Below are 26,531 nucleotides of genomic sequence, written 5' to 3' on the forward strand. Positions count from 1 at the left end.
CGCGCCGCCGCCAGCAATGTTCAAGTGGCTGCGCCGCCTGCGCGCCCTGCCCCCGATTCCCGAAGCCGCCTGGCAGGCCACGCTCAGGCGCTATGCCTTCCTGGGAGCGCTGCCGGATGCCGACCGCCAGCGGCTGCGAACGCTCACCGCCGAATTCCTGCGCGACAAGGAATTCCACGGCGCGAAGGGCTTCACCATCACCAACGAAGTGGCACTGGCCATCGCGGCGCAGGCCGTGCTGCCCGTGCTGCATCTCAAGGGCGGACTGGACTGGTACGACGATTTCGTCGGCATCGTCGTGCACCGCTCCGAGGTTGTGGCGCGGCGCAAGGTGATCGACGAAGCCCAGGTGGTGCACGAATACGGCGAAGTCGTCGCCGGCGAGGCCATGGACCGCGGTCCCGTCATGCTGAGCTGGGACGACGTGCTGGCCAGCAGCATCACCAGCGAGCGCGGCTACAACGTCGTCATCCACGAGTTCGCCCACAAGATAGACATGCGCGGCGGCGACGCCAACGGCTGCCCGCCATTGCCGCCCGGCTTCGCGGGCCAGCGCAATTCGCGCGCGGCCCGCGCAGCCTGGATGGCCGTGCTGCAGCCCGCCTATGACGATTTCCGCGAGCAGACCATCAAGGCGGAGCGCTTCGGCACCGAGGCGCCGTGGCTCGATGCCTACGGCGCCACGTCGATCAGCGAGTTCTTCGCGGTGGCCTGCGAGGCCTACTTCGTGAACCGCCCGAACTTCGCCCGCGACTTCCCCGGCGTGCTCGCGATCTTCGATGAATTCTTTCTGCCTAAAAGGCTCTAATCCCTCGCCCAATCTCGCTCTTCAGCTACCGATTCGATAGCATCACAACCCTTACCATTGATGGGTTATCAACTCACCAAAAAGGTAAACAACATGAGGGATTGGTTCTATCAGCTGACGGGCAAGGCGTGGATCGCGCTGGTGTTCGGCATCGGCATCCTGGGCTGGGCGGGATATGCGCAGTTCAAGGCGAGCTCGGACACGCACGGCACCGCCGTGGAAGACCTGGTCGCGAAGAGCGGCACGATCGTCAGCGGCAGCGAAGTCACCGAGACCACCAAGCGCCGCCGCGGCGGCAGCACCACGCGCCGCTATTTCGTGCTCGACGCCAAGCTGGCCGACGGCAACACGGAGAAATGGCGCGTCGACTACGCGGTGGGCCGCAGCAAGCTCGAGCCGCTGATCGACGAGGCCGTCGAGGTGCGCGTCGATCCTTCGGACAACAACCTGGTCTACGAAGTGAAGCTCAAGGGCAAGCCCGTGGTGTCGCTGGCCGATGTGCAGAAGATCATGGAAGTGAAGGACAAGGCCGCGGCATCGAGCGCCACGGACAAGGGCACGCTGATCGTCGGCGCCATCGCCCTGCTGCTTGGCATCGGCGGCCTCTTCGCCCGGCGCAAGATCCGCGACAGCTATCTGGCCGAGCAGGCTGGCACCGTGCAGACACCGGCCATCGGCGAAAAGGTCTGAAAGAACGTCTGAGAGAAACTCGGCATCGGCGCTGACGCGCCAATGAAAAAGGCGCCCCGCAGGGCGCCTTTTTCATGGCCGAAGGCTGCCTTCTTCCCTTACTTCCGCAGCAGCGCCTTCAGCGCGTTCTGCAGACGTCGCGCGCTGGCGGCATCGTGGGCTGCGGCCAGCACCTTGCCGGCGTCCTGGCCCCAGGTCTGGGCAGGCGCCGGGTCGCCGCGCTTCGTCAGCAGCTTGAGCTGCAGTGCACGACGCGCGTCGAGTTGCTCGGCGGGCGTCGGCACCTCGGCAGCCATTTCGAGGCGCAGCAGCGCTTCGGCGGCATCGTTCGCCGCAGCCGTCGGCGCGGAGCCGATGGCTTGCGACCAGCCGCTGCGCACGGCCGGCGTAACCGCGCGACCCAGTTCCTGGATGCTCGGCAGACGGCTGGCGTCGCGCTGCTCCCAGGCGCCCAGCACCTGGGTCAGGGCTTCGCCATGGGCCTGCGCCGCGAGCTTGCGCAGCGCCATGTCGGCACGCTCGAGAGCTTCGCGCTGTGCACGGAAGGCAGCGTCGCCCAGGCGCGGGCCGCGGTCTTCGCGCGGAGGACGATCGCCGAAACGGCCGCCGGGCGCGCCGCGGTCGCCACCACGAGGGGCTCCACGATCTCCGCGATCGCCGCCAGGACGACCCGGGCCACCGGCACCGGGACGGCCGCCATCGCGGCGGTCGCCGAAGCGGCCGCCGGCCCCGCCGCGCGCGGCAGGTGCCGGCTCGGCCTTCTTGCTGCTCGGACGGTCGTCGCCGCGCATCGCCACGACGGGCTTGGGCGCGGCCTTCGGCGCCGCGGCCGGTGCTTCGACGGCTGCGGCAGCCTCGCCGGAGTCGTGCGCCGCGCCATCGGTGCGTGCCGAAGCGTCGGCACCGTCTGCAGGCGCCACGAGGTCCGTCGAAGCGGTGGGCGCCGCGGCTGGATCGGCGTGCGTGCCGGGCGATGCTTCCGCGTCGCTCGGGCTGGGCGCCTGTTCGGCGCTTTCACTGAATTCGGCAGCTGCCTGCCCCGGCGCCACGACCTCGGTCGCGCCGACCGACGGGCCGTCGGCCTTCGGAGCGGGCGGCGGCACCTCGCCACGCAGCGCGGCTTCGAGGCCGGCAATGGCCGCGCGGATCTTCTGCGCATCGCCGCCGGCGTTGGCCGCGTCGAGCGCCTTGGATGCCTCGAGCACGTGGCGGTCGTGCGCGTTCATCGCGGCCGACGCCTTCTCGCGCTCGGCGGTCTTGCGGTTGAAGGCTTCGTCGATGGGCGCGCGGAAGGCGTCCCACAGCTTCTGTTCATGGCGACGGTCGAGCGGCACGCTCTGCGCCTCGGCCTGCCAACGCTGCTGCAGCGCCTTGACGGCGTCGATGCGCAGCACCGGCTGCGCGCCGAGTTCGGTCGCCTCGGCGATCATGGCCTGGCGGCGCTCGACGCTGGCCTTCTGCGCCGTCTCGAACGGTGCACGGGCGGCGCCGAAGGCTTCGTTCCACAGCGGCTGCAGTTCGGCGAACACCTTCTCGCCCACATGGCCGGCGTCGCGCCAGCGGTCGGCGAACTGGTGCAGCGCGCGGTTGTGCGCCTTCAGGTCGGTGGCGCCGGCATGCTCGGCAGCCCAGGCCTTGACCTCCTCGATCAGCGCGACGCGCAGGGCGCGGTGCTCGGCCGCATCGGCGCGGACCTTCTCGAGCCAGGCCTCGACCACCTTGTGGGCTTCGTTGCAGGCTTCGTCGAAGCGCTTCCAGAGCGCATGGTTGGGCACGCCGCCCTGGTCGGCCTGCTTCCACTGGTCGCGCAGGGAGCGCAGCGTTTCCTGCATCTTTCGGCCGCCGAGGGCCTGGCCTTCGGGACGCTTGAGCAGCCCCTCGGCCTTGGCGACGAGGTCTTCGCGAACCTTGTCGGCGCTCCAACGCTGCCAGCCTTCGAGTTCGCCGGCAGCCACCAGCGCGGCATGCACGCGGGCTTCGAGCGGGGCCTCGACCAGCTTGCCATGCTCCTTGAGCACGGCGCGCAGCGCGGCGGCCGCGCCGGCGCTGGCCTTGCCGTGGCCTTCGGCGGTTTCCTGCTCGAGCTTGGTCAGCGCGACCTGAACGGCATCCTGCGCGGCGGCACGCACGGCCGGGTCGACCTTGGGCGCGGCCGGACGGGCGGGCGCAGCGGGCTTGGGCGCCACGACCTCGCCACGCGCGGCGCGCAGTTCGTCGGCCCACACGGGCACGGGCGGCAGCGGTGCCGCGGCATCGGCGGCGGCGGCAACAGCCTGCGCCAGCGCGCTGTGGAAGGCGTCGGACACCACCAGCAGCTGCGACTTGGAGGATTCGAGCTGCGGCGCGAACTTGGCGTCGAGGCTGCTCCAGTTGGTATCGGCGACTATCTCGGCGGCCTGCTGCTGCCAGTGCGTCACGTCGGCGCGCAGCGATTCCTCGGCAACCTGGGCGTCCTGCCAGCCCTTGGTGGACAGCACTTCGAAGCGCTGCGCCAGCAGCACCGCGGCTTCGCGGTGCACCTGCGCGCGATGCTGCAGGTCTTCGATGCCCTTGACGCGCTCGGACAGCTTGAGCTTCAGGCCGGCCAGCGGCTCGCGCGACAGCGGAGCGCCCGCCTTGGCGGCGTCGCGCTGCCAGGCGAGCGCGTCGGCGATGTTGAGCTTGGACTGGGCGACGAGGGCTTCCGCCTTCTGTGCCCATTCGGCGGCAATCGCCTCCTGGCCCTTGGCGCGCTTGAGTTCGTCGAGCTTTTCGCGCAGCAGGCGCGCGGCGCCCTTGTCACGACCGCTCAGTTCCTTGAAGACTTCCTGCATCTGCTCGGGCGCCGGGTTGCCCGCGAGCCAGTCGCGGATGCGCGCGGCGCGCTCGCCGGAAGTCGGCGCGGTGAAGGCGCCGCCGGTGAGCGTGTCGAGGGCCTGAATGTCGTGTGGCTTGGAAGAAGTAGAGGTCACTGCGCGAAATCGTTGTCTTGGTAGAGAAAGCGAAGGCGCCGGCAAAGGCCGGCGCACATCGACATTTTCACCCACTTGCGGTCGCCCGCAGAAATCCGTACCGAAACGGAGACGCGCGCGGGGTCGTGGGTGGTGGAGCCGACGGACTACATATATAGCAAGCCGGAGGAAAAAACCAAGTCGGCGGGCCCGATCGCGCCCGCCCGTTCGGTATCGGGTTACTTCATGGTCAGGCTGAGCTCGGCACCCGGCTTCCAGTCGCTGCCGCTGGCGCTGGTACGCACCGCGCCCAGGAAGAGCCGCTCGCTCGGCAGCTTCTTCGAGAGCAGGTAGTCGCGCACGGCCGCTCCACGCTCGACGGCGAGCTGGCGCATCGACTCCTCGTCGACCGGCACGCTGGCGAACAGCAGCTTTTCCATGTCCTGCAGCGGCAGGTCTTTGGCCAGGCCGACCATGTTGCGCGGCTTGGTGATGTCGGCGCGCTTGTACACGGCGGTCAGCAGTTCGGGGTATTCGGCGTCGGTGACGGGCGGCACGTCGGTGCCGGTCTGGCCGCCGCGCACCGCGACGCGACGCTTCTCGGCGTAGGCGAGCTGGCGCACGCGCTGGCGCTGGTAGGCGTCGCGCTCCTTCTCGAGGCTGGAGGTGCCGACCACGGTCATCTGCAGCGTGGGCCGGTCGGTCAGCGCCTTGGCGACCTTGTCGAGGCTTTCCTTGGCGGAAGCACTGAGTTCGGAACCGCCGGGCTCGAAGGTGATGGCGCTCGATTCGCCGCTGCCGCCGCCCAGACCGCCCGTAAGCAGACTGAACGGTGCGGTCACAGCCTTCACGACCAGATTGACCACGGCCTTCCAGATCAGCGGGCCGACGCTGAACTGCGGATCGTTGAGCGAGCCGCTGAGCGGCAGGTCGACGTCGATCACGCCGTTGCGGTCGGCCAGCAGCGCCACGGCCAGCTTCACGGGCAGGCTGTTGGTGGAGCCGGCCACCTCGTCGCCGAACTGCAGCTGGTTGAGCACCAGCTTGTTGGTTGCCGTCAGCTGGCCATCGGGCGCGACCTTGTAGTTGACGTCCATGCTCATCTTGCCGCGCTCGATGCCGTGGCCGGCGTAGCGCACCGAGTACGGCGACAACGGCGCCAGATCGAGGTCGCGCATCTTGGCCGTGATGTCGAGTTCGAGCGGCTTGGCCAGCGGATTGAGCTTGCCGGTGATTTCCAACGCCGCGGTCTGCTGGGCCTTGCCGCGCAGTTCGAGGTCGGCCAGCGCGGGCCGGCCGCTCTCGCCCTTGGGCGGGTTCGACGAGAAGGAACTGAGCTTGCCGGTCAGCTCGCTCAGGTCGGCCGAGTAGTTGGGCTTGACGAACAGGTCGGTGAAGTCGATCTTGCCGTTGACCAGGCTCATCGGGCCGAAGTTGATGACCGGCGCCGGCCCTGCGTCGGTCGCCGCTGGTGCGGGTGCCGCCGCGACGGTGGCCGCCGGCTTGGCGGGTTCGGGCGCTCCGCCGACCATTTCTTCCGCCGACACCGCGCGGCCGGCGGGCCGCTGTGCCGTCGCCCGGGCAGTCGTCGTGGTGGTCGTTCCGCCCGGCCCCTTGCGGGTGCTGGCCTCGCCGGCAGCCGCGGCAGCCGCAGTCGCTTCGGCCTCGCCCTTCTTGGTCAGGCTCAGCAGGTTGAGGCGGCCGGTGGGGTCGACGATCACGCGGGCGAAGAAGTCGGTGAGCGTGGTTTCGCGCACGTCCACGTTCGGAGGCGCGTTGGGCGCCATGCTGACCTGCAGGCCGCGCAGGCTCAGGGTCTTCCAGCTCAGCAGCTGGTTGTTGTTGCGGTCGAAGCCGGGCGACTGGGTCAGCGAGACGCTGTTGGCGCGGAAGTCGTCGAGCGCCGTGTCGCCGGACAGCTTGACGCTCATGCCCGCAGGCGAGGTCGCGTAGCGCACCGTGCCGCGATAGCTCGCGAAGGCGCGGCGGATGTCGACGTTGAGCGCATCGGCGTAGTAGGCCTTGAAGGTATGCGCGGGGAACGACACCACCTCCACCCTGCCCTCGGCCGCGAGCGGCTTGAGCACGATGTTGCCCTTGTAGTCGAAGCGGCCCGGTTCAGAGCGTCCGGAGCCGATACGGCCCGAAACCTCCAGCGGCGAAGTCGTGCTGGTTTCGGGCGCGAGCTTCTGGGCATGCAGCTTGAAGGCCGTGACTTCGACCGTCACCGGTGTCGCGCTGGCCTTGTCCGAATAGGAAAGCGCGCCGTTGTCGACCGCCAGCGTGCCGATGGTCAGCGCCCAGGGCTTGGTGTTGGCGCCCGGCTGCGGCGTTTCGGCGGCCGCGGGCTTGGGCGCGGCGACCTTGGCCTCGGCCTCCTTCGTGCCGCCGCCGGCAGGCGTCTTGAGCCAGCGCTCGAACATCCAGCGCTTCTCGCTGTCGCGCTCCACGCGCACCTTGGGGTTGGTCGCGGTGAACGAGGCCACGTTCAGCGTGTGCTTCGTCATGTCGGCCTCGGCGTCGACCAGCTCGAAGCGCCCGACGCTGGCCAGGGCAGTCTTGCCCTGGGTCAGCGCCAGCCCGTCGGCGGACAGGCGGCGGGCCTTGAACTTCAGGTCGGGCTGGGCCCAGGCGATGTCGATCTGGCCGCTGAGCTTGCCGTCGAGCGTCGGCTCCAGGCTCTGCGCCAGGTAGGGGGCAGCCAGCGACAGCGGCAGCGCGTCGACCTCGGTCTGCACGTCTGCCACCTTGTCGGTGGCGTTGCCCTTGAACTTGAGCGAGGCGCCGGCAATGGCGGTACTGCCGCTGAATTCGGCCGGCTTCTCCGTCGGCCAGGTGACGCCCGCGACATCGATGCCGAGGTCGGTCAGGTCGACCGCCGCCGCAGGGTTGACGGTTTCGTCGCGCCAGCCGATGCGCCCGCCGTTCAGCGCCACCTTGTCCACCTGCACCTTCAGCGCCGGCTTCGGCGCGGGCTTGCCAGCCGCCGGCGCGCTCGCTGCCGCGGCTGGCGGCGGGGCGACCTTCTCGGCTGCTCCGGTAGCCGGGTCGGTCGCGAGCAGGTTGAGCTTGCCGGCCGCGTCGCGCGCCACGGCGAGCTGCGGATTGGCCAGGGCCACCTCGCTCAGGTGGAACACCGACTCCAGCGGCCGCACGTCGGCCAGTGCCAGCTTGAGCGACTCGAAGGCCAGCAGGTCGCGGCCGCGCGCATCGGCCACCTTGGTGGCGTGGGCCTCGACCGTGCCGGTGATCTTCAGGCCGGTGGTCGCGCCCTGCTCGAAGCCGATCTTCAGGTCGGCATCGAGGCTGCCCGCCTGCAGCTTCACCGGCAGGCCGCCGGGGATGTAGCCGAGGTAAGGCGCGAGGTCGAGCCCCTTGAACTGCACATGGGCGTCGGTCTTGCGGTTGTCGGCGAAAGGCGTTGTGAAGGCGGCCGAATCGAACTTGCTGCCGTTGAGCGCGAAGGCGAGCTTGGGCTCCGTATTGATGTCGCGCTTGGAATCCAGGTTGCTCAGGAAAGGCACCTTGAGCACGAAGTCGCGCAGCTCGTGCTTGCGCTTGACGGTCTGGTCGTCGAAGTCGACGGAGCCGCCATTGATCGCGATGTTGTAGATGGCAAAGCGCGCAGGCTTGGCGTTCGGGTCGGGCGGCGGGCCGGCCGAGAGCTTGGCCAGGATATCGTCGATGTCGTACTTGCCGTCCGCCAGGTGCGTGAGCAGGATGGCCGGGCCGTCGACGGTGACGGCGTCGATCACCGGCGCAAGGCGGAAGATCGATTGCAGCTCCGCGTCGGCATAGATGCGGTTGATGGCCACCTGCGGCTTGCTGCCGTCGGCGGTGGCGATGCGCAGGTCGTTCAGCGCGAGTTCGAGGGTCCAGGGTTTGAAGTCGATCTTGCCGACTGTTACCTGCCGGCCGAGCTTTTCGCTCGCGATCTTCTGGAGCTGGCTCTTGGCGATCGGCGGAACGGCCAGCCAGGCGATGACCCAGAAAGCAAGTAGCGCCAGCAACGCGACGATCCCACGCCGCACCCATTTGTTCTGTTTGATCGTAGCTACGTCCATCGCTGGAGTGTGCCGCAAACATGCGCCAACGCTACGTACGCAGAAAGGACGCAGGCCCCGTCCCGGAAGAATTACCGGAGAAAGGCCTTCATCGGATCTCCCAGATGAAGAAAGCCCGGTGAGTCGACGGAATGTCTTGTCACCGGGCTTGATGGCGGGCACAAAACCCATGCCATCGATTCGCGCGACCGGAAGTCAATGGTTCCCGCCGTGCTGGCAGCAAGAGATTGCCACCGTGACTCCTCGACCGCTGAACCCTCGGACTTGCACCTCGGGTTTCCCGGGCCTCGGAAGAACGCCTGAAAAGCCAGGCCCGTCCAGATTAGGCGTCGCTCCCTCCGATTGCAAACGTGTTTTACAAAGGGATTTCCCGTAAGCCTAAACGCCTCTACGGGAGCCAATTTTTTAAACATCTATTAGCATAAGAAAACAAATACTTATGCTTGACCGGGTATTTAGCCACGCTAGAATCCGCGCTGCCCTGACTGCCCGACGCAGAGGGGCCACCTGAATCCGCTGCCGAATTCCCCCGGCTTGATCAGGCCGCCGCGCTCCCAACCAACCCTTCACTCCATGCGCGGAGCCTGATTCGTACCAATCCAAGCGCCGCCGCCTTCATCCCTCGCCTTCCATGGCGTTGCGACTCGGGTGCCGCACAGAAAGGAAGAGCGATGAACAAGGCGTTTGATGTCACGGCCCGCGGGCTACGGACTTTCGTGTCCGACGTGGCAGACGGCTTTTTTGAAATAACCCACAACGGGTTCGCACTGGTCGGTCTGGCCATCGTGTTCGCGGCCCTCGCCTTGGTGGCGCGGCCCGACCTGCGCAAGACCGGCGAAGAGGAGCTGATGGGCTGGCTGCAGTCGCGCAAGCCCGCGCCCGAAGCCACCGACCTCGAGCCGACCGCCATCGAGCGCACCACGGCAGCGAGCCCCGCCGACCTGCCCAAGCAGCAGGCCGCCGTGGCCTACTGGCTGAGCAAGAAATACCGCGTGGCCGCCGAGCCGCTGAGCGTGCTGGTGGCCGAGGCCTACGGCATCGGCAAGCGCACCAAGATCGACCCGACGCTGATCCTCGCGATCATGGCCGTCGAATCCAGCTTCAACCCCTTCGCCCAGAGCCAGGTCGGCGCACAGGGCCTGATGCAGGTCATGACCCGCGTGCACGGCGACAAGTACGAGAGCGCGGGCGGCACGCTCACCGCGTTCGACCCCGTGACCAACATGCGCGTCGGCGTGAAGGTGCTGCAGGAATGCATCGCACGCGCCGGCTCCCTCGAAGGCGGCCTGCGCTACTACGTGGGCGCGGCCAACCTCGAGGACGACGGCGGCTACGCCGCCAAGGTGATGGCCGAGCACGAGCGCCTGCTGCAGGTGGCCAACGGCCGCGCGCCGTCGACGGTCACGCCGCCGACCGTGCGCCCGCAGCCCATCCCCGTGGCGGTGCCTCCGGCCAAGCGCGAGGAAGGCTCCGAGCCGGCCAAGGTGGCCCTGCTTTCTTCCGTTTCCTGAAGAAGGAACATTGCGGTCCGGGTGTGGGCTCCTGAGCTACACTCGGCCGGTACGCGACTGGCGATAGGCGCAGCACCCAAACAAGGTGCCACGCGCTGACGTGGAATACCACTGGGAAGCGTGCCGCCTGGCCACAACAGGCGTTCAGCCGTTCGCCTGGGCAGCCCTTGTTTGGTTGAAGAACAAGGACCTCGTCTTCAAAGGACTGCCATGTACCAACGCAATATCCTGGTCGAACAGACCGATCCCGAAATCTGGGCTGCGATTCAAGCCGAAAACGCGCGCCAGGAACACCACATCGAGCTGATCGCCAGCGAGAACTACGCCTCGCCGGCCGTCATGGCAGCCCAGGGCTCGCAGCTCACCAACAAGTACGCCGAAGGCTATCCGGGCAAGCGCTACTACGGCGGCTGCGAGCACGTCGACGTGGCCGAGCAGCTGGCCATCGACCGCATCAAACAGATCTTCGGCGCCGACGCCGCCAACGTGCAGCCGCACTGCGGCGCCTCGGCCAACGAGGCCGTGATGCTCGCCTTCCTGAAGCCCGGCGACACCATCATGGGCATGAGCCTGGCCGAAGGCGGTCACCTGACCCACGGCATGCCGCTGAACATGAGCGGCAAGTGGTTCAACGTCGTGAGCTACGGCCTGGACGCCAACGAAGCCATCGACTACGACGCGATGGAGCGCAAGGCGCATGAGCACATGCCCAAGCTGATCATCGCGGGCGCATCGGCCTACTCGCTGCGCATCGATTTCGAGCGCTTCGCCAAGGTGGCCAAGGACGTCGGCGCGATCTTCATGGTCGACATCGCCCACTACGCCGGCCTCGTGGCCGCGGGCGTGTACCCCAACCCGGTGCCGCACGCCGACGTGGTCACCTCCACCACCCACAAGAGCCTGCGCGGCCCGCGCGGCGGCATCATCCTGATGAAGTCGCAGCACGAGAAGGCCATCAACAGCGCGATCTTCCCCGGCCTGCAAGGCGGCCCGCTGATGCACGTGATCGCCGCCAAGGCCGTCGCCTTCAAGGAAGCGATGTCGCCCGAGTTCAAGACCTACCAGCAGCAGGTGGTCAAGAACGCCCAGATCGTGGCGGAGACCCTCACCCAGCGCGGCCTGCGCATCGTGAGCGGACGTACCGAGAGCCACGTGATGCTGGTCGACCTGCGCGCCAAGGGCATCACCGGCAAGGAAGCCGAAGCCGTGCTGGGCAGCGCCCACATGACGATCAACAAGAACGCGATCCCCAACGACCCGGAAAAGCCGATGGTCACCAGCGGCGTGCGCATCGGCACCCCCGCCATGACCACCCGCGGCTTCAAGGACGAAGAGGCTCGCATCACCGCGAACCTGGTTGCCGACGTGCTCGAGAACCCGCGCGACGCGGCGAACATCGAAGCCGTGCGCGCCAAGGTTCACGCCCTGACGAGCCGCTTCCCTGTCTACCGCTGATTCCTTCCAGACAGTAGAAGAAGACGTGGCCGCATGAAATGCCCCTTTTGCGGCCATCTTGAAACGCAGGTCGTCGAGACCCGCGTTTCGGAAGACGCCGACTTCGTCCGCAGGCGCCGCCAGTGCAGCGCCTGCGACAAGCGCTTCACCACCTACGAGCGGCCCGACGTCAACTTTCCCGTGGTCGTGAAGAAGGACGGCAGCCGCGCCGACTTCGACTCGACCAAGGTGCGTGCCTCCATGATGCTGGCGCTGCGCAAGCGCCCCGTGAGCATCGAGCAGATCGACAACGCCCTGCTGCGCATCGAGCAGAAGCTGCTGGCCAGCGGCCTGCGCGAAATCGATTCGACGAAGGTCGGCGAGCTCGTCATGCGCGAACTCAAGAAGCTCGACAAGGTCGCCTACGTGCGCTTCGCCTCGGTCTACCGCAGCTTCGAGGACGTGGACGAGTTCAGGCAGCTGCTGCGCGACATCTGAGCCGCACACTCCCCCTCACCCTTCATCTTCCTGCCCGCGTTCAGCGGTTCCAGCAGAGCTGCACCAGCGCATCCGAGGCGCTGACGCGGCCGGCCGCCAGCTTGACGCCCTGCTGGTTCACCGTGAGCGTTCCGCATTCATCGCCTCTCGACGCCCCTTGCGGCACGGCTCGCAGGGTGTAGGTGGTCGCGGTCCTCGTGCCGTAGCTGATGACATAGCTGGCCGAGCCTGACGACGGCGACTGGCTCAGCCCCGCCGGCAGCGCGACGCTGGCGGGCGGATATCCGCCATTGGCAGTCAGGTAGCGCTCGGTCCATTGCGCAGCCTGCAGTAATTGCTGCTTCGCGTCGGCCCGCTTGGCCCTCAGCACATAGCGCGTGTAGCTCGGATAGGCGATGGCGGCGAGGATGCCGATCACGACCACCACGACCATGAGTTCGATCAGGGTGAAGCCGCGCGAGTACGTCCGCTTGCCAGCCTGTGGCCTTGGGTGCTTTTTCATGGATTGGTCTTCAGTTCGTCGAGATCAGGCTGCGCCAGCCGAAGCGGCGCACGATGTCCGGCCGCTTCGGCGTCTTGCAGTCGCCAGCGGCATTGCAGATCACGTCCTTGCCTTTTTCCCGGTCCTGCGGCTCGAAGACGATGTCGTCCCTGCCCGAGCGATTCCTGAAGCCTAGATAGGCCCCCACCGCTCCGGAGCTGGTGTAGGCGATGCCCTCGGGGGCTGAGCCGCTGAAGAAGTCGACCACCAGCGACCAGCCGTCGTCGCCCGTGCCGGCAGTGCAATCGATCGAATTGCTGCTCGAGCCGGGAATGGTGGTCGAGAACAGCCCGACGCCGCTGCCCAGCACGTCACCGGGATAGACGATGCGTTCCCCTGCCCTCGGCAGCTTCAGGTGCCAGCCGCGCCTGGCGTCGGAGCCGGTGTAGCTCACGCCTCTGCGGGAGACGGTGCGCAATGCGACATCGGCTTCCTCGACAGGAGTGGTGCCGATCGTCTGCGCCACGAGGTCGGTCAACGTCGCGGTGCCGGTGTTCCCGTTGGCCGGGTCCCAGATGCCGTACAGGTACTGGTCGGCGGTCGAGCCTTCGTCGCTGGAGGCGAACAGCCGCCCGGTGCCGAAAACCACCATGTAGCCGCCACGCGGATGCCCGACGACCACCGGCGCCGCCGTGATCGGCTGCGCGGCTCCGGCCGCGAACAGCGGCTTGTTGTCGAGGCTGGATGCGGCAGCGGTCGAACGTTTCGGGGCGACCGGGCCCATGGTGGCTTTCCACTTGCGGCTGTCGGAGTTGCTCAGGTCGAATTTCCAGAGGTTGCCGAGCAGGTCTCCGGCGTAGACGAGGTCGACCTTGCCGTCGCCGTCACGATCCACCGGGCGCGGCGCGGACAGGCCGTTGCCGGTTCCGGCCCTCTGCATGGCTGGCGCGGGAATCTTCAGGATCGCCTTGTCGCCGTCGAGATACTGGATCCACAGCACGGCCTTCTCGCTCTTGCTGTTGTAGCCGTTGCCCAGGATCAAGGCCTTGCGCTCGTTGTTCAGCAACGCCACCTGCAGCGCTCGCCCGGAGAAGGAATCGAGCGCGGGTTGCTGGAACTGATGGCCAAGGTCCTCGTCGGCAAGCGCGGTCGTGTCGATCAGCGCCACGCTGGCCGCCTGGCTCTCCTCGATGTTTTCGGGCCTGGTGACATCGAGCACGAAGTAGCCCTTGCCGCCCGCTCCCAGCGTGCCCACGAGCAGGGACCTCCACTGTGCCGCCTTCTCGGCGTCCGTGACCCTGGAGGCGGTTGTCGCCCCGCTGCTGCCCATGTAGATGTCCGCCACGAAGGCGCTGCCGTCGACGTAGTACCTGTGCGAGTAGGCGCCCTCGCTGAGCCGCTTGAGCCCCGGCGCTTCGGCCGTGCCGAAGAGGCCTTCGGGCACATAGGCGAACTCTTCCCTGCCGGTCGACGCGTTGAAGGCGTGCAGCATGCCGTCGTTGGCGCCGACGTAGACCATCGGCGCACGGGCAACGCTCGCGGCGAACCTGGCGTAGGCGTCGTTGGTGAAGCCGCTCCTGGGCTTTCCGGCGTACCAGACACCGGAGCCCACGATGTCGCCGAGCACGTGGGCGCGCTTGCGCAATCCCAGGCCGGTGCCCTCGTTGCTGCGGTCGCCGCGAACGAAGTCGAGCACGCCCTGACCCAGCGCCGTGCTTGCCGTGTCGGTGTCGGTGCTGCCCTTGAGCGCATCCTTTTGCGCGTTGCTCAAGCGGCTCCACCGGAACGGCACGCCGGAGCCGCTGGTCGCGGCACGGGTGGCCGTTGCCGCGGTCGTGCCCGAGAAGCTGAGCACCTTGCGATCGCTGCCGTGCGCTCCCGGCGTCGCCATGCGCGCGTCGAGCAGATCGCGCGCAGACCAGACGGACGAGGATGCCAGCCTGCCGTCGGCGCCGAACCTCGTGGCGGTGAGCGTGCCCGACCAGTCTGCGGAGTCGTAGCCGGCCTGGTAGACGGTCGTGCCTGTCGACACCCTGGAGCCGCTGGCGGCGATGGAGGTCAGCGGAAGGCGCGTGTCGGTCATGATCTGCCCGAGGATCGATTTGAAGGCGCTGTCGAGCGCCCGGGCGTTCGAGGCCGGCGTGAAGGTGCCGCGGCTGTTGAGCGCGGCGTGCCACAGGTCCATGCGCAGGGCGGCGGCGTTGGAAGATTTCTCCTGGTAGTACCCGCTGCCACCGTTGAAAGTATTCCAGGCTTGCATCCCCAGCGTGCTCGCCAACGGGTCCGCCCATGCGACCGTGCCGTCGACCAACCGCGCATAGTCGCCGCTGTAGGTAGGCTGTGCAGCTCCCGACGAAATTACGGGAACGCCTGCCCACGAAGAGGCAGCGCCGAATCCGATGGTGTAGGTCGTCAGGTGCTGCCAGCCGGCCGGATCGTTCTTCGGATTCCAGTACTCGGGGACTGCCTCCGAACCGACCGCCACGGTGCCGGCCTCGGCAACGATCTTCCGAATATTGTTCGGAATACCCGGCTGCAGGTCGCTGGCCCAGTAATGGAAGGCCATGTCGGCCAGGGTTGGGCGGTATTCGGTCTTGGGCGTCCAGTTGCCCCACCACGCATCCTTGCTCCAGTTGGCAACGTCGTGGACGGCGCCAACGTTGTCCTTGTAGGGCGCGCGCGGCACATAGGCCACGGAGTCGGGCAGGACGCGGCGCGTCCCGTCCTCGTTGCCGATGGCCGGCATGTTGAGTTCATTGGGATCCTGGTTGAATCCGAAGAGGTTGTAGTCGCCATCCGTCATGAATATGTGGAAGGACCTGCGGCAACCCGACGTCGCGGCCCCCTCCACTCCCGGATCGTCCGAATACGGACTGAACCTGCCGGTGGTCTTCATGTATTCGCCGGCGCGGGTCATCATGGCGTGCAGGGGCGTTCCGCCGTAAGGAACCAGCAAATCGACCCAGGCCATGAAATTGGCGCGATGCGCGCCGTCCAGCGAACGCATCAGGTTCGCATTGCTGCCGCCTCCGATACGGCATTTGCCTGCCCGGTAGCGGCCTGGCGAGGTGTCCCCGAAGAAGCCGACACAGTTGTTGTCGTTGCTGTTGCGGCTGTCGACGTTCATCGCCTGCCAGGCAAGGCGGATCCGGTCGTTGGGAATGTTGGCCTCCGCGAAGTTCTCTCTCAAGGCGGCCTTCAGCGCTTCCATTCGAGAGGGGATTCCGACGACCGAGCTATTTCCATCGGGTGCACGCGATGAAAAATCCATGCTGCCCGAGTTGTCGACCGACACGATCACGTTGGGCGCCGGCTCCTTGACCGCGGTGTTGCGCGGCACCTGCGCCAGTGGATACGGCGCGGCGCAGCCGATGGACTGTGCCAAGACAAGTCCGCACACGGTGGTCCTCTTCGAAATTCCGGTGATGCTCATATGTATCCCTCCCGCCATGCTCAATTCACCCCTCTGACCGGGTCCGGGTCGAAGGACGCCTGCAGTTCGACCCGCGTGCCGCCCGTCAGGCTCGGCGAGCGCGCGCCGGTCGCGACCGCTGTGATCCGGTAGAGCGGATATTTGCTGTTCCTTCGGTCGATGACCTCGATCCAGTACCTGGCACCCATCAGCGCCGGGCTGCCGGCATCGGGCGCTCCGGTGAACTGCCCATAAGACGCGTGCCCGTCCCTGTACGCATCGCGGGTCCAGAACCGGTAGGCCTCGCTGCCGGAGGCGGCCGCCACCGAATCGAGCGCGGAGAAGTAGCAGATGCCTCGCGCACAGCTGTCGGCCCCGTCGTTCATGTAGGCGGTCACCCAGCCGGTGTCGCGGTCGGGGAAGACGCGGCCGTCTTCGGCCTTGCGGCAGCGCGATGCGGCAAGCGCCGCGCACGCCACATAGGTCTTGCTCGCGGAATCGAAGGCCAGCTGCCGGATGTCGCGCTCCGCATCCAGCAGTGCGGCTTCGGCCGCCTCGAAGGCACGCTGGTATTCGCGCTGATTGCCCGCCACCGATTCGAGCAATTGGGCCGTTCGCGCGCCGCCGATCACCAGCAGCGCCGAGAGCAGCAGCATGATCATCACGATGAAGAGCGAAAAGCCACGCTGCGTCGGGCGCTCGCCAGCAGGACCGCGGAGCGATCTAGATCTCATAGCGCCCCCAGGTCGTTGCGCAGCGAGAACACCGCCGTATAGACGCGCCGCAGCCTGCCGTCGCTGCCTGTGCGCGACTGCCCGTCGCAGTCGGTATGGCTGCCGCCGGGGTTGCTCTTCGAGGTACCGACGAGCTGAAGGCAGATGCGCACCGTGCGGACGCTGTTGAAGTCCGTGACGTCGTCGGCCGTCACGTAGCGCACCACCTGCTGGCTCCCGGCCTTCGCATTGACGCCATACATCACGTCGAAACGCTCGACGCCGTCGATGACCGGCTGCGGCGTCGCATTGCCGCTGCCGCGGCACCTGAGCACGCCCTTGTTGTCCACCGAGAACTCGCTGGTGATCAGCCTCGCATTGCCCGACGCGGCAGGGTCGGCTGCGTCGTACCCGCCGCCCGATGCACGCCCGGGCTCCTGCCCCAGGCAGTCCTTGAAGTAGTCGGGGTTCGGCGCGTAGCCGAGCTTGAGCCTGTCGCTCTCCGCACCGCCGGGAGACTCCACGCCCCGGATCGCGAAGAAGGCCGGCTCGCCCGTGAGATTGGTGCCCTTGCCGGGGCTTACGCTGAAGTAGTAGAGCGGCTCGGTGGCATCGATGGGGATGTATCCGGCCTGCCGGATCTGCTGCCCCAGCAGCCTGAACGCCAGGGCCGACGACTGGTTGAGCGCATTGACGTCGTCGCCCGTCATGGCGGTACTGCGCGTGCCGAGCATGGTCGCGATGGCGGCCAGCACGACGAGCATGCCGATGATCAGCGCGACCAGGAACTCGACCAGCGTGAAGCCCGCCTGCCGCGACTCGGGCGCGATCGACTTGCGGTTCATGGCTGCGGCACCGCGACGGAGACTTCGAGACAGGCCTTGCCCGTCGGGCACTGCCAACCGGGGGCGGGGGCGATCGGATTGAGCACCGCCGGTTCGTCCCAGGCAATGTGCATGAACAGCATGCCGCCGGCTGCCGCCCTGCCCTGCACGTCGGCCAGACCGCCGGGCAGCGCAGCCGCCACCGCGTGCTTCCAGCTCCACAGGTCGTGCGCCGCAAGCTCGGCGGCATTGCAGCTGGCACCGGCGCTCACGCACGAGGGCTTCGGTTCGTCCTCACCCGCGGGCGACCAGTCGGCCACGTAGGGGCTGACCGTTGAGGCACCGGCTACGGGATTGGCCCTGATGCGGTCGGCCATGTCGCCGGCCAGTTGCATGGCGATGTTCTGGTTGCTCGCGCCGACGCTGTCGGTCAGCACGCGGATCTGGAAGCCGGCCAGTGCCAGCAGTCCTAGCGAGAGCACGAGAAGCGCCGCCAGGGCCTCGATCATCGAGAAGCCCGCCTGCGCGCCGCCCGGCCGGCGGGTAAAAGCGCCCGGCATCAGCACGATCCGCCCCCCTTCACCAGCTTGACGCGCCCGCCGAGCGACAGGCACACCGCGACGGCATTGGGCGAGCTGTCGCTGTCCGACGGGCGAAAGCCGAAGCTGGTCGCGCCTGTCGAATAGCCCATCGCGTCGAACGACATGGCGCCGCCCGTGTTCTTCTCGATCGCGACCCGGCCGTCGGGGTCCTGCCGCTTGAGGGTTTCGCTGGTGCTTCCGCTTGCGACCAGCGTGTCCCAGCCGCAGCTCCAGTCCCGGCCCCTGCACTCCGCGCGCTGCTGGATGGTCACGGTCGTCCCGCGCCGGGCCGCCTCGGCTCGCGCCTGGCTCACGCTCGCGACCAGCGCGTTGGCCATGCCCTCGACCCGATACCGTTCGATGAGGCCGGTGAAGCTGGGCAGCGCCATCGCCAGCAGCACGGTCATCAGTACTATGACGACCATCATCTCGATGAGCGTGAAGCCCCGCTCGGACGCGCAGAATCCCTTGTTTTCCATGTCGTGCCGCCTGTCGCCTTGCACCACGTGCCGGACTGGCGTTTCTCCCTGATTGAAATGGCCGCGAATTCTATTTATGCAATTTCCCGCCAAAAGGAATTCGCACGACAAACGGTCAAAACAAATAGATCGAAGGCGAATTGTTTTCGATCGATTCCGAATTCACATTTGCAGCGAATTTGATTTAACAAAAGAATGACAAAAGAAAATCCAAATTTCATGATTCAGGCGCTAAATCTCGCGCGCCAGGCCGGCCCGGAAACCGATCCGAATCCACGCGTCGGCTGCGTGCTGGTCGCTCCCGACGGCACGGTGATCGGCCAGGGTCACACCCAACAGGTCGGCGGCCCGCACGCGGAGGTCATGGCGCTGCGCGACGCGGCGGCGCAAGGCAATTCGGTTGCCGGTGCAACTGCCTGGGTCACGCTGGAGCCCTGCTCGCACCATGGCCGTACCGGCCCGTGCTGCGATGCGCTGGTCGCGGCCGGCGTGGGCAAGGTCGTGGCGGCGATGGCCGACCCCAATCCGCTGGTCGCGGGTCAAGGCTTCGGTCGGCTGCGCGCCGCCGGCGTCGAAGTCGAGGTCGGCCCTGGCGCCGATGAGGCTCGGGAACTCAACCTCGGTTTCTTCAGCCGCATGGTCCGCAAGACGCCGTGGGTGCGGCTCAAGGTCGCGGCCTCGCTCGACGGCAAGACCGGCCTGCGCAACGGCGTGAGCCAGTGGATCACGTCCGAGCCGGCACGCGCCGACGGCCACGCCTGGCGGGCCCGCGCCAGCGCGGTGCTGACCGGCGTGGGCACGGTGATCGAAGACGATCCCAGGCTCGACGTGCGCCTTGTGCAGACCACGCGACAGCCGCGCTTGGTGGTGGTCGACAGCCAGCTTCAGACGCCTCCGGGCGCGAAGCTCTTCATGCCCGGCCGCGCGGTCTGGATCTACGCCGCGGTACAGGATGAACAGAAAGCCGCCGCCCTCGAGGCGCGCGGCGCCACCGTCACCTGCCTGCCCAACGCACAGGGCAAGGTCGACCTGGCGGCGATGCTGAAGGATCTCGCCCGCCGCGAAGTCAACGAATTGCACGTCGAGTCCGGGCACAAGCTCAATGGCTCCCTGCTTCGCGAAGGCCTGGTCGACGAGCTGCTGGTTTATCTGGCGCCGAAACTGATCGGCGACGGACTGGATATCGCCTCCGGCATCCACGCCGGCGGGCCATTGACCGAATTGGCGGGCGCATTGCCCCTGGAATTCCGCAGCCTCGGGCAGGTCGGCCCCGACCTGCGGATCGTGGCCAGGGTGGCCGGAAGGGACGCCTTCTAGCCCGCCCGCCGCGAAGCCCCTTCGTTCTCTGCGAAAATGCGCGGATGTTCACCGGAATCATCACCGGCGTGGGGCGCATCGCCGCCATCCACGACCTCGGCACCACCTCCTCCCACGGCAAGAGACTCAGCATCGAGGTGCCCGCCGGCTACCTCGACGACGTCGGTCTCGGCGACAGCATCGCGCTCAACGGCGCATGCATGACCGTCACCACGCTCGCTCCCGAGCGCCAGCAGTTCACCATCGACATTTCGGCCGAATCGCTCGACAAGACGGCCGGCCTGACCGACGAAGGCAGCCGCATCAACCTCGAGAAGGCCCTGCGCGCGAGCGACCGCCTCGGCGGCCACATCGTGTCGGGCCACGTGGACGGCATCGGCAGCGTCAGCCGGTTCGAGCCGGTCGGCGAAAGCTGGGAGCTGCGCGTGGTCGCACCCGTCGCCCTGGCCCGCTTCCTCGCCTACAAGGGCTCGATCACCATCAACGGCGTGAGCCTCACGGTCAACAGCGTCAAGGACATCGCCGACGGCGCCGAGATCAGCATCAACCTGATCCCGCACACCGTCGAGAACACATCCCTGGGCAGCCTGAAGGCCGGCTCGAAGGTCAACCTAGAAATCGACACCGTGGCGCGCTACGTGGAGCGCATGCTTCAGGCGGGCGTGCTCACACCGACTCCATCCAAGGACATCTCCAAATGAACGCCTCCGTCACGCCGATCGGCGCCGCTTCCCGCGCCGCGCGCGCTCCAGCCCCGATCTCCTCGGTCGAAGAGATCGTGGCCGAGCTCGCCGCCGGCCGCATGGTGATCCTCGTCGACGAGGAAGACCGCGAGAACGAAGGCGACATCGTCATCGCGGCCGACCACATCACGCCCGAGGCCATCAACTTCATGGCCCGCCACGCACGCGGCCTGATCTGCCTGACGCTCTCGCGCGAGATGTGCGAGCGGCTGCAGCTGCCGCCGATGGTCCAGCGCAACGGCGCCAAGCATTCGACCGCGTTCACCGTTTCCATCGAGGCAGCCGAAGGCGTGACCACCGGCATCTCGGCCGCCGACCGCGCACGCACCGTGCAGGCCGCCGTGGCGCCCAATGCCGTGGCCGCCGACCTGGTGCAGCCCGGCCACATCTTCCCACTGCAGGCGGTGGACGGCGGCGTGCTGATGCGCGCCGGCCATACCGAAGCCGGCTGCGACCTCGCCGCCATGGCGGGCTGCTCGCCCGCCTCGGTGATCTGCGAGGTGATGAACGAAGACGGCACCATGGCCCGCCTGCCCGACCTGCAGATCTTCGCGGCCGAGCACGGCATCAAGATCGGCACCATCGCCGCCCTCATCGAGCACCGCAGCCGTGTCGAATCGCTGGTCGAGAAAGTCGGCTGCCGCGAGATCCAGACCGCCTGGGGCACCTTCACCGCCCACGCCTTCCTCGACAAGCCCAGCCACGGCGTGCACCTCGCGCTGGTGCGCGGCAAGTGGACGCCCGAAGAGACCGTGTCGGTGCGCGTGCACGAGCCGCTGTCGGTGCTCGACGCGCTCGAAATCAACCGCTCGCTGCACTCCTGGAGCCTGGACGCCAGCCTCTCGCACATCGCGAACGAGGGCAAGGGCGTGGCCGTGCTGCTGAACTGCGGCGAGACCGCCGGCGAGCTGCTCGCGCAGTTCGACGGCACCGCGCGCCCCGCGCAGGCACCCGAGCGCGGCCGCATGGACCTGCGCAGCTACGGCATCGGCGCGCAGATCCTGCGCGAATGCGGCGTGCACAAGATGAACCTGCTGGGCACGCCGCGCCGCATGCCGAGCATGGCAGCGGGCTACGGCCTCGAAATCGCCGGCTACCTCACGAAAGACTGAAAGACCATGCAAGGTTCAAACAAGGGCGAAACGACGCCGCTCAACGGCAAAGGCCTGCGCATCGGCATCGTGCAGGCGCGCTTCAACGCCGACATCACCGACGCGCTGGCCTCGGCCTGCCTCTCGGAGCTCGAGGCGCTGGGCGTGGCCGCCAGCGACATCCACCACCTGCAGGTGCCGGGCGCGCTCGAAGTGCCCGTGGCGCTGCAGGCGCTGGCCGAGCGCGGCGGCTACCACGCGCTCGTGGCGCTGGGCTGCATCATCCGCGGCGAAACCTACCACTTCGAACTCGTGGCCAACGAATCGGGCGCGAGCGTGAGCCGCGTTGCGCTCGACTACCGCCTGCCCATCGCCAACGCGATCCTCACCACCGAAAACCTCGAACAGGCCGTCGCCCGCCAGACCGACAAGGGCCGCGACGCTGCCCGCGTGGCTGTCGAGATGGCGCAACTGCTGGCCACCCTTTCATGACCGAAGACCGCTCCAAGTCCCTCAAGGCCCTGAAGGCCGCCGGCGAGAAGCCCAAGCAGTCGCGCGCGGGCCTCACCAGCACCGGCGTGCGCAAGGCTTCGGCCAAGTCGAACCGCACCCGTGCGCGCGAATTCGCGCTGCAGGCGCTCTACCAGCACCTGGTGGGCCGCAACGATCCGACCGACATCGACCACTTCACGCGCGACCTCGCGGGCTTCCACAAGGCCGATGCGCTGCACTACGACGCGCTGCTGCACGGCTCGATCGAAGGCGCCGAACAGCTCGACGCGCTGATCCGCCCGCTGCTCGACCGCAAGTTCGAGGAGATCTCGCCCATCGAGCACGCCGTGATGTGGATCGGCGTGTACGAATTCCAGAACTGCCCCGACGTGCCGTGGCGCGTGGTGCTCAACGAGTGCATCGAGCTGGCCAAGGAGTTCGGCGGCACGGATGGCCACAAGTACGTGAATGCTGTGCTCAACGGGCTGGCGCCGCAGCTTCGGCCGCTCGAAGTGGAAGCGGACCGCGCTTCGGGGAAAGCGCGAGCATGAGGAGCGCCGCACGGCCGCCCGAAGGCGCTCGCCCCCTCGCTTGCGAGGGGGTTGGCGAAGGCGCGCAGCGCCGCAGCCTGGGGGTGCGATGAGAATTTCCACGCGCGCACAGCGCATCGAGCCCTTCTATGTGATGGAAGTGGCCAAGGCCGCCGGCGTGCTCGCCCGCGAGGTCGCCCACACCGACCGGCCGATGATCTTCCTGAACATCGGCGAGCCCGACTTCACCGCCCCGCCCTTGGTGCAGGAAGCCGCCGCCCGCGCGGTGCGAGCCGGCGCCACGCAGTACACGCAGGCCACCGGCCTCGACCACCTGCGCGAACGCATCAGCGCCTGGTATCGGCAGCGCTTCAACGTCGACGTGCCGGCCCGCCGCATCGTCGTCACCGCCGGCGCCTCGGCCGCGCTGCAGCTGGCCTGTCTCGCGCTGATCGAATCGGGCGACGAGATCCTGATGCCCGACCCGAGCTATCCGTGCAACCGCCACTTCGTGAGCGCGGCCGAAGGCAAGGCGGTGCTGCTGCCGACCACGGCCGAGGAACGCTTCCAGCTCACGGCCGCCAAGGTCGAGGCCGCCTGGACGGACAAGACGCGCGGCGTGCTGCTGGCATCGCCCTCGAATCCGACGGGCACCTCCATCGCGCCCGACGAACTGCGCCGCATCCACGAGGTGGTGTCCAAGCGCGGCGGCATCACGCTGATCGACGAGATCTACCTCGGCCTCTCCTACGACGACGCCTTCGGGCAGACGGCGCTGGCCATCGACGAGAACGTCATCAGCATCAACAGCTTCAGCAAGTACTTCAACATGACCGGCTGGCGCCTCGGCTGGCTGGTGGTGCCCGAAGTGCTGGTGCCGGTCGTCGAGCGCCTGGCGCAGAACCTCTTCATCTGCGCGAGCACAGTGTCGCAGTACGCCGCGCTGGCCTGCTTCGAGGACGAGAGCATCTCCGAGTACGAACGCCGCCGCGCCGAGTTCAAGGCGCGCCGCGACTGGTTCATTCCGCAGCTGAACGCGCTGGGCCTGAACGTGCCCGTGGTGCCCGACGGCGCCTTCTACGCCTGGGCCGACTGCACGTCCTTCGCCGAGAAGCTGGGCATCTCGGGCAGCTGGGACTTCGCCTTCGAGACGATGAAGCGCGCCCATGTCGCCGTCACGCCCGGTCGCGACTTCGGCACCGCCGAGACCGCGAAGTTCGTGCGCTTTTCCACTGCCAGCTCGATGGCGCATCTCCAGGAGTCCATCGAACGCCTGCGGGCGATGGCAGAGAACCGGGCCCGATGAGCTACGCGTTCCCGATCCGCGTCTACTGGGAAGACACCGACGCCGGCGGCATCGTGTTCTACGCCAACTACCTGAAGTTCATGGAGCGCGGCCGCACCGAGTGGCTGCGCTCCCTGGGCGTGGAGCAGCGCAAGCTGCGCGAAGAAACCGGCGGCCAGTTCGTGGTGAGCGAGACGCAGCTCAAATACCATCGGCCCTCGCGGCTGGACGACGAACTGCTCGTTACGGCCGACCTTCAACAACTGGGCACCGCGTCACTGATAATCGGACAGCGCGTGCTATCGAAAACAGAGCAGGAGAGAACGGGGACCTCCGAACCCGTCCTGCTGTGCGAAGGCACGATCCGCATCGGATGGGTGGACGCGGCCACACTGCGGCCCGCACGCATCCCGAAACAGGTGACGGGAACCCTCGAGCGCTACAGCGGCTCCATGACTCAACCTTTCAAGCCATGAACCAAGACCTTTCCATCATCAATCTCCTGCTCCATGCGAGCTTCGTGGTGCAACTGGTCGTGCTGCTGCTCGTGATCGTCTCGATCGCAAGCTGGGCCGCGATCATCCGCAAGTACTTCGCGCTGCGGCGCATGCGGGCCCTCAACGACGACTTCGAACGCGAGTTCTGGTCGGGCACCAGCCTCAACGAACTCTTCGCCTCCGCCGCGCAGAACGCCAAGTTCGCCGGCCCCATGGAGCGCATCTTCGCCTCCGGCATGCGCGAGTACCAGAAGCTGCGCGAGCGCCACGTCACCGACGCCGGCACGCTGCTCGACGGCGCCCGCCGCGCGATGCGCGCGAGCTTCCAGCGCGAACTCGATGCGGCCGAGCAGAACCTCTCCTTCCTGGCCACCGTCGGCTCCGTCTCTCCGTACGTGGGCCTCTTCGGCACCGTATGGGGCATCATGCATGCCTTCACCGGCCTTGCCGCCCTGGCACAGGTGACGCTGGCCACCGTGGCCCCCGGCATCGCCGAGGCGCTGGTGGCCACCGCCATCGGCCTCTTCGCCGCCATTCCGGCGGTCGTGGGCTACAACCGCTTCGCCCGCGAGATCGACAAGATCGCCATCGCCCTCGAAACGTACATCGAGGAGTTCTCCAACATCCTGCAGCGCAACCTGTCGGCCAACCCGGCCGCCGGCGGCGCGGGCTCCTCGGTGGCTCCGGCCAACCGCTGAACGGAGGCGCAGCGCATGCCCGCCGTTTCATCCCGGGGCCGCGGCCGCCGGACGATCAACGAGATCAACATGGTCCCGTTCATCGACGTGATGCTGGTGCTGCTGATCATCTTCATGGTCACCGCGCCGCTCATCACGCCGAGCGTGATCAACCTGCCCTCGGTCGACCGCGCCAGCAAGCAGCCCGACAAGCCCATCGAGATCGTCATCAAGAGCGAAGACGAAGTGCAGATCAAGAAGGACCCGTCCACCGGCACGGGCGGCACCTCGATTCCCATGGCCCAGATCGGCTCGGCCGCCAAGCAGGCCCAGGGCGGCGACGACCAGCGCCCGGTGGTCATCAGCGCCGACAAGGCCGTGAAGTACGAGACCGTCGTGAAGGCGATGAACCAGCTCAAGCGCAGCGGTATCGAGCGCGTGGGCCTGTCCGTCACGACCACGGGCGGCAAATAAGGCATGTCGCTCGCACTGGATCGCCCCGAGTTCGCACCGCCGCCGCAGCGCGGTACTGGGCGTGCACTGGTACTGGCGCTCATCGCTCACGGCCTGCTGATCGCTGCGCTGACCTGGGGCGTGCGCTGGCGCAGCGACGCCGACGAAGGCGCCGTCGATGCGGAGCTGTGGTCTTCCACGGTGCAGCAGGCGGCTCCCCGCCTGCAGGCACCGCCGGCACCCGCTCCCGTTCCCGCGCCACCGCCGCCCGCCCCCGCACCGCCGCCCCCGCCTGCAGCGAAGGCTCCCGAGCCCGCTCCCGCACCGAAAGCCCCTGACATCGCCCTCGAGCGCGAGAAGAAGCTCAAGGAGCAGAAGGAACAGCAGGAGCGCGAGCTCGAGCGGCAACAGCAGCAGAAGAAAAAAGAGCTCGAGGCCAAGCAGCGCGCCGAGGACGAAGCCCAGCGCAAGAAGGAACAGCAGCAGAAGCTGGCCGAGCAGAAGAAGCAGCAGGAAGCCGAGGCCAAGCAGGCAGAGCAGAAGAAGGCCGAGACCGCCGCGAAGCAGGCAGCCGCCGACCGCGCCGCCGCGCTCAAGCGCATGCAGGGCCTTGCGAATGCCACCGGCAGCGACGACTCGCGCGGCACGGCCCAACGTACGTCCGGTCCGTCCAGCGGCTATGCCGGCCGCATCGCCGCCGCGGTGCGCCCGAACATCACCTTCCCCGATGCCGACACCGTGAACGGCAACCCGGCGGCCGAGTTCGAGGTGAGCCTGGCACCCGACGGCACCATCGTCGGCGTGAAGCTCAGCAAGTCGAGCGGCCTGCCCGGCTGGGACGACGCCGCCGAGCGCGGCCTGCGCAAGACCGACAAGCTGCCTCGCGACACCGATGGGCGCATCTTCCCGTCGCTGATCGTCACGCTGCGACCCAAGCGCTGATTTCCAGCCTGCGCCTAACGCGCAGCTAAGAAAACGGGCCCCTTCCGGGTGACTTGCACGTCACCCGGAACTCGATAAT

23 protein-coding genes and 1 riboswitch are annotated in these 26,531 nt (G+C 67.6%); of the genes, 15 read left to right on the forward strand and 8 right to left on the reverse strand.

Translation table 11 applies throughout. From position 1 onward, the window contains the following. Positions 1-16 precede the first annotated feature (16 nt). Both ABL840_RS23615 and ABL840_RS23620 read left to right on the forward strand, forming a co-directional pair. A complete protein-coding gene (locus ABL840_RS23615; RefSeq protein WP_093202761.1) occupies positions 17-808 on the forward strand; it encodes a zinc-dependent peptidase in 792 nt (263 codons plus the stop codon). Between the two features lie 93 nt (positions 809-901). Further along, a complete protein-coding gene (locus ABL840_RS23620; RefSeq protein WP_093202764.1) occupies positions 902-1,498 on the forward strand; it encodes a hypothetical protein in 597 nt (198 codons plus the stop codon). Between the two features lie 98 nt (positions 1,499-1,596). Here the strand turns inward: ABL840_RS23620 and ABL840_RS23625 are convergent, their stop codons facing one another. Beyond that, positions 1,597-4,449 (reverse strand): DUF349 domain-containing protein, encoded by a 2,853-nt coding sequence (locus ABL840_RS23625; protein ID WP_093306181.1) that lies wholly within the window; start codon positions 4,447-4,449, stop codon positions 1,597-1,599. Between the two features lie 218 nt (positions 4,450-4,667). After that, positions 4,668-8,492 (reverse strand): DUF748 domain-containing protein, encoded by a 3,825-nt coding sequence (locus ABL840_RS23630; RefSeq protein WP_093306179.1) that lies wholly within the window; start codon positions 8,490-8,492, stop codon positions 4,668-4,670. Between the two features lie 671 nt (positions 8,493-9,163). On the opposite strand from ABL840_RS23630, the gene ABL840_RS23635 reads away from it, so the two are divergent. From ABL840_RS23635 to nrdR, 3 genes are all read left to right on the forward strand, one after another. Beyond that, positions 9,164-10,003 (forward strand): lytic transglycosylase domain-containing protein, encoded by an 840-nt coding sequence (locus ABL840_RS23635; RefSeq protein ID WP_093202772.1) that lies wholly within the window; start codon positions 9,164-9,166, stop codon positions 10,001-10,003. 43 nt (positions 10,004-10,046) lie between these two features. Continuing rightward, a riboswitch (ZMP/ZTP riboswitch) is annotated at positions 10,047-10,172 on the forward strand. Positions 10,173-10,213: 41 nt separating this feature from the next. Then, positions 10,214-11,458 carry a serine hydroxymethyltransferase gene (glyA, locus tag ABL840_RS23640; RefSeq protein ID WP_093306177.1) on the forward strand — a complete coding sequence of 415 codons (1,245 nt, stop codon included), beginning with the start codon at positions 10,214-10,216 and terminating at the stop codon, positions 11,456-11,458. A 33-nt stretch (positions 11,459-11,491) separates the two neighbouring features. After that, positions 11,492-11,935: a transcriptional regulator NrdR gene (nrdR, locus tag ABL840_RS23645; protein ID WP_007836918.1), complete on the forward strand. Its 444-nt coding sequence runs from the start codon at positions 11,492-11,494 to the stop codon at positions 11,933-11,935. Between the two features lie 40 nt (positions 11,936-11,975). On the opposite strand, the gene ABL840_RS23650 is transcribed toward nrdR, so the two are convergent. The 6 genes from ABL840_RS23650 to ABL840_RS23675 form a co-directional block, all read right to left on the reverse strand. After that, positions 11,976-12,437, reverse strand: coding sequence for a type IV pilin protein (locus tag ABL840_RS23650; protein ID WP_093306176.1), 462 nt, complete (start codon positions 12,435-12,437; stop codon positions 11,976-11,978). 10 nt (positions 12,438-12,447) lie between these two features. Then, positions 12,448-15,801 carry a pilus assembly protein gene (locus tag ABL840_RS23655; RefSeq protein WP_418115987.1) on the reverse strand — a complete coding sequence of 1,118 codons (3,354 nt, stop codon included), beginning with the start codon at positions 15,799-15,801 and terminating at the stop codon, positions 12,448-12,450. A 68-nt stretch (positions 15,802-15,869) separates the two neighbouring features. After that, positions 15,870-16,490, reverse strand: a complete 621-nt coding sequence (locus ABL840_RS23660; protein ID WP_240651991.1) for a PilX N-terminal domain-containing pilus assembly protein — start codon at positions 16,488-16,490, stop codon at positions 15,870-15,872. 68 nt (positions 16,491-16,558) lie between these two features. Next, the gene (locus ABL840_RS23665) at positions 16,559-17,386 is read right to left on the reverse strand and encodes a PilW family protein (protein ID WP_093306171.1); all 828 of its coding nucleotides are present in this window, start codon (positions 17,384-17,386) and stop codon (positions 16,559-16,561) included. After that, positions 17,383-17,925 (reverse strand): type IV pilus modification protein PilV, encoded by a 543-nt coding sequence (gene pilV, locus ABL840_RS23670; protein WP_093306422.1) that lies wholly within the window; start codon positions 17,923-17,925, stop codon positions 17,383-17,385. The genes ABL840_RS23665 and pilV overlap by 4 nt, the downstream gene beginning before the upstream one ends. After that, the gene (locus tag ABL840_RS23675; protein WP_093306170.1) at positions 17,925-18,425 is read right to left on the reverse strand and encodes a GspH/FimT family pseudopilin; all 501 of its coding nucleotides are present in this window, start codon (positions 18,423-18,425) and stop codon (positions 17,925-17,927) included. The genes pilV and ABL840_RS23675 overlap by 1 nt, the downstream gene beginning before the upstream one ends. A gap of 195 nt (positions 18,426-18,620) precedes the next feature. Between ABL840_RS23675 and ribD the strand changes: the two genes are divergently transcribed. From ribD to ABL840_RS23725, 10 genes are all read left to right on the forward strand, one after another. Next, positions 18,621-19,742 carry a bifunctional diaminohydroxyphosphoribosylaminopyrimidine deaminase/5-amino-6-(5-phosphoribosylamino)uracil reductase RibD gene (gene ribD / locus ABL840_RS23680; protein ID WP_093306168.1) on the forward strand — a complete coding sequence of 374 codons (1,122 nt, stop codon included), beginning with the start codon at positions 18,621-18,623 and terminating at the stop codon, positions 19,740-19,742. Between the two features lie 44 nt (positions 19,743-19,786). Then, the gene (locus ABL840_RS23685) at positions 19,787-20,443 is read left to right on the forward strand and encodes a riboflavin synthase (protein ID WP_093202792.1); all 657 of its coding nucleotides are present in this window, start codon (positions 19,787-19,789) and stop codon (positions 20,441-20,443) included. Beyond that, the gene (gene ribBA, locus ABL840_RS23690; RefSeq protein ID WP_093202794.1) at positions 20,440-21,597 is read left to right on the forward strand and encodes a bifunctional 3,4-dihydroxy-2-butanone-4-phosphate synthase/GTP cyclohydrolase II; all 1,158 of its coding nucleotides are present in this window, start codon (positions 20,440-20,442) and stop codon (positions 21,595-21,597) included. The genes ABL840_RS23685 and ribBA overlap by 4 nt, the downstream gene beginning before the upstream one ends. 6 nt (positions 21,598-21,603) lie before the next feature. Beyond that, entirely contained in the window at positions 21,604-22,068 is a 465-nt protein-coding gene (gene ribH / locus ABL840_RS23695) for a 6,7-dimethyl-8-ribityllumazine synthase (protein ID WP_093306166.1), read from the forward strand. Next, positions 22,065-22,619, forward strand: a complete 555-nt coding sequence (nusB, locus tag ABL840_RS23700) for a transcription antitermination factor NusB (protein ID WP_093306164.1) — start codon at positions 22,065-22,067, stop codon at positions 22,617-22,619. The genes ribH and nusB overlap by 4 nt, the downstream gene beginning before the upstream one ends. 88 nt (positions 22,620-22,707) lie before the next feature. Then, complete coding sequence (locus ABL840_RS23705) at positions 22,708-23,904, forward strand: pyridoxal phosphate-dependent aminotransferase (RefSeq protein ID WP_093306162.1); 1,197 nt, start codon at positions 22,708-22,710, stop codon at positions 23,902-23,904. After that, positions 23,901-24,359 (forward strand): tol-pal system-associated acyl-CoA thioesterase, encoded by a 459-nt coding sequence (gene ybgC / locus ABL840_RS23710; RefSeq protein WP_093306160.1) that lies wholly within the window; start codon positions 23,901-23,903, stop codon positions 24,357-24,359. Before ABL840_RS23705 ends, ybgC begins: the two co-directional genes overlap by 4 nt. After that, a complete protein-coding gene (gene tolQ / locus ABL840_RS23715; protein ID WP_093202806.1) occupies positions 24,356-25,078 on the forward strand; it encodes a protein TolQ in 723 nt (240 codons plus the stop codon). Before ybgC ends, tolQ begins: the two co-directional genes overlap by 4 nt. Positions 25,079-25,093: 15 nt before the next feature. Then, on the forward strand, positions 25,094-25,531 hold the full coding sequence (locus ABL840_RS23720) for an ExbD/TolR family protein (RefSeq protein ID WP_093202808.1): 438 nt from the start codon (positions 25,094-25,096) through the stop codon (positions 25,529-25,531). A 3-nt stretch (positions 25,532-25,534) separates the two neighbouring features. Continuing rightward, on the forward strand, positions 25,535-26,452 hold the full coding sequence (locus ABL840_RS23725; RefSeq protein ID WP_093306159.1) for a cell envelope integrity protein TolA: 918 nt from the start codon (positions 25,535-25,537) through the stop codon (positions 26,450-26,452). The last annotated feature ends 79 nt before the right edge of the window (positions 26,453-26,531 follow it).

The organism is Variovorax sp. NFACC27 (genome assembly GCF_048301545.1).
GTDB lineage: Bacteria > Pseudomonadota > Gammaproteobacteria > Burkholderiales > Burkholderiaceae_C > Variovorax > Variovorax gossypii.

Coding starts and splice junctions, on each gene's coding strand:
- ABL840_RS23725 (WP_093306159.1), top strand. CDS start 25,535: ATGTCGCTCGCACTGGATCGCCCCGAGTTCGCACCGCCGCCGCAGCGC.
- ABL840_RS23675 (WP_093306170.1), bottom strand. CDS start 18,425: ATGGAAAACAAGGGATTCTGCGCGTCCGAGCGGGGCTTCACGCTCATC.
- pilV (WP_093306422.1), bottom strand. CDS start 17,925: ATGCCGGGCGCTTTTACCCGCCGGCCGGGCGGCGCGCAGGCGGGCTTC.
- nusB (WP_093306164.1), top strand. CDS start 22,065: ATGACCGAAGACCGCTCCAAGTCCCTCAAGGCCCTGAAGGCCGCCGGC.
- ABL840_RS23720 (WP_093202808.1), top strand. CDS start 25,094: ATGCCCGCCGTTTCATCCCGGGGCCGCGGCCGCCGGACGATCAACGAG.
- nrdR (WP_007836918.1), top strand. CDS start 11,492: ATGAAATGCCCCTTTTGCGGCCATCTTGAAACGCAGGTCGTCGAGACC.
- ribBA (WP_093202794.1), top strand. CDS start 20,440: ATGAACGCCTCCGTCACGCCGATCGGCGCCGCTTCCCGCGCCGCGCGC.
- ribH (WP_093306166.1), top strand. CDS start 21,604: ATGCAAGGTTCAAACAAGGGCGAAACGACGCCGCTCAACGGCAAAGGC.
- ABL840_RS23665 (WP_093306171.1), bottom strand. CDS start 17,386: ATGAACCGCAAGTCGATCGCGCCCGAGTCGCGGCAGGCGGGCTTCACG.
- ybgC (WP_093306160.1), top strand. CDS start 23,901: ATGAGCTACGCGTTCCCGATCCGCGTCTACTGGGAAGACACCGACGCC.
- ABL840_RS23615 (WP_093202761.1), top strand. CDS start 17: ATGTTCAAGTGGCTGCGCCGCCTGCGCGCCCTGCCCCCGATTCCCGAA.
- ABL840_RS23660 (WP_240651991.1), bottom strand. CDS start 16,490: ATGATCATGCTGCTGCTCTCGGCGCTGCTGGTGATCGGCGGCGCGCGA.
- ABL840_RS23630 (WP_093306179.1), bottom strand. CDS start 8,492: ATGGACGTAGCTACGATCAAACAGAACAAATGGGTGCGGCGTGGGATC.
- glyA (WP_093306177.1), top strand. CDS start 10,214: ATGTACCAACGCAATATCCTGGTCGAACAGACCGATCCCGAAATCTGG.
- ABL840_RS23705 (WP_093306162.1), top strand. CDS start 22,708: ATGAGAATTTCCACGCGCGCACAGCGCATCGAGCCCTTCTATGTGATG.
- ribD (WP_093306168.1), top strand. CDS start 18,621: ATGACAAAAGAAAATCCAAATTTCATGATTCAGGCGCTAAATCTCGCG.
- ABL840_RS23685 (WP_093202792.1), top strand. CDS start 19,787: ATGTTCACCGGAATCATCACCGGCGTGGGGCGCATCGCCGCCATCCAC.
- ABL840_RS23635 (WP_093202772.1), top strand. CDS start 9,164: ATGAACAAGGCGTTTGATGTCACGGCCCGCGGGCTACGGACTTTCGTG.
- ABL840_RS23650 (WP_093306176.1), bottom strand. CDS start 12,437: ATGAAAAAGCACCCAAGGCCACAGGCTGGCAAGCGGACGTACTCGCGC.
- tolQ (WP_093202806.1), top strand. CDS start 24,356: ATGAACCAAGACCTTTCCATCATCAATCTCCTGCTCCATGCGAGCTTC.
- ABL840_RS23620 (WP_093202764.1), top strand. CDS start 902: ATGAGGGATTGGTTCTATCAGCTGACGGGCAAGGCGTGGATCGCGCTG.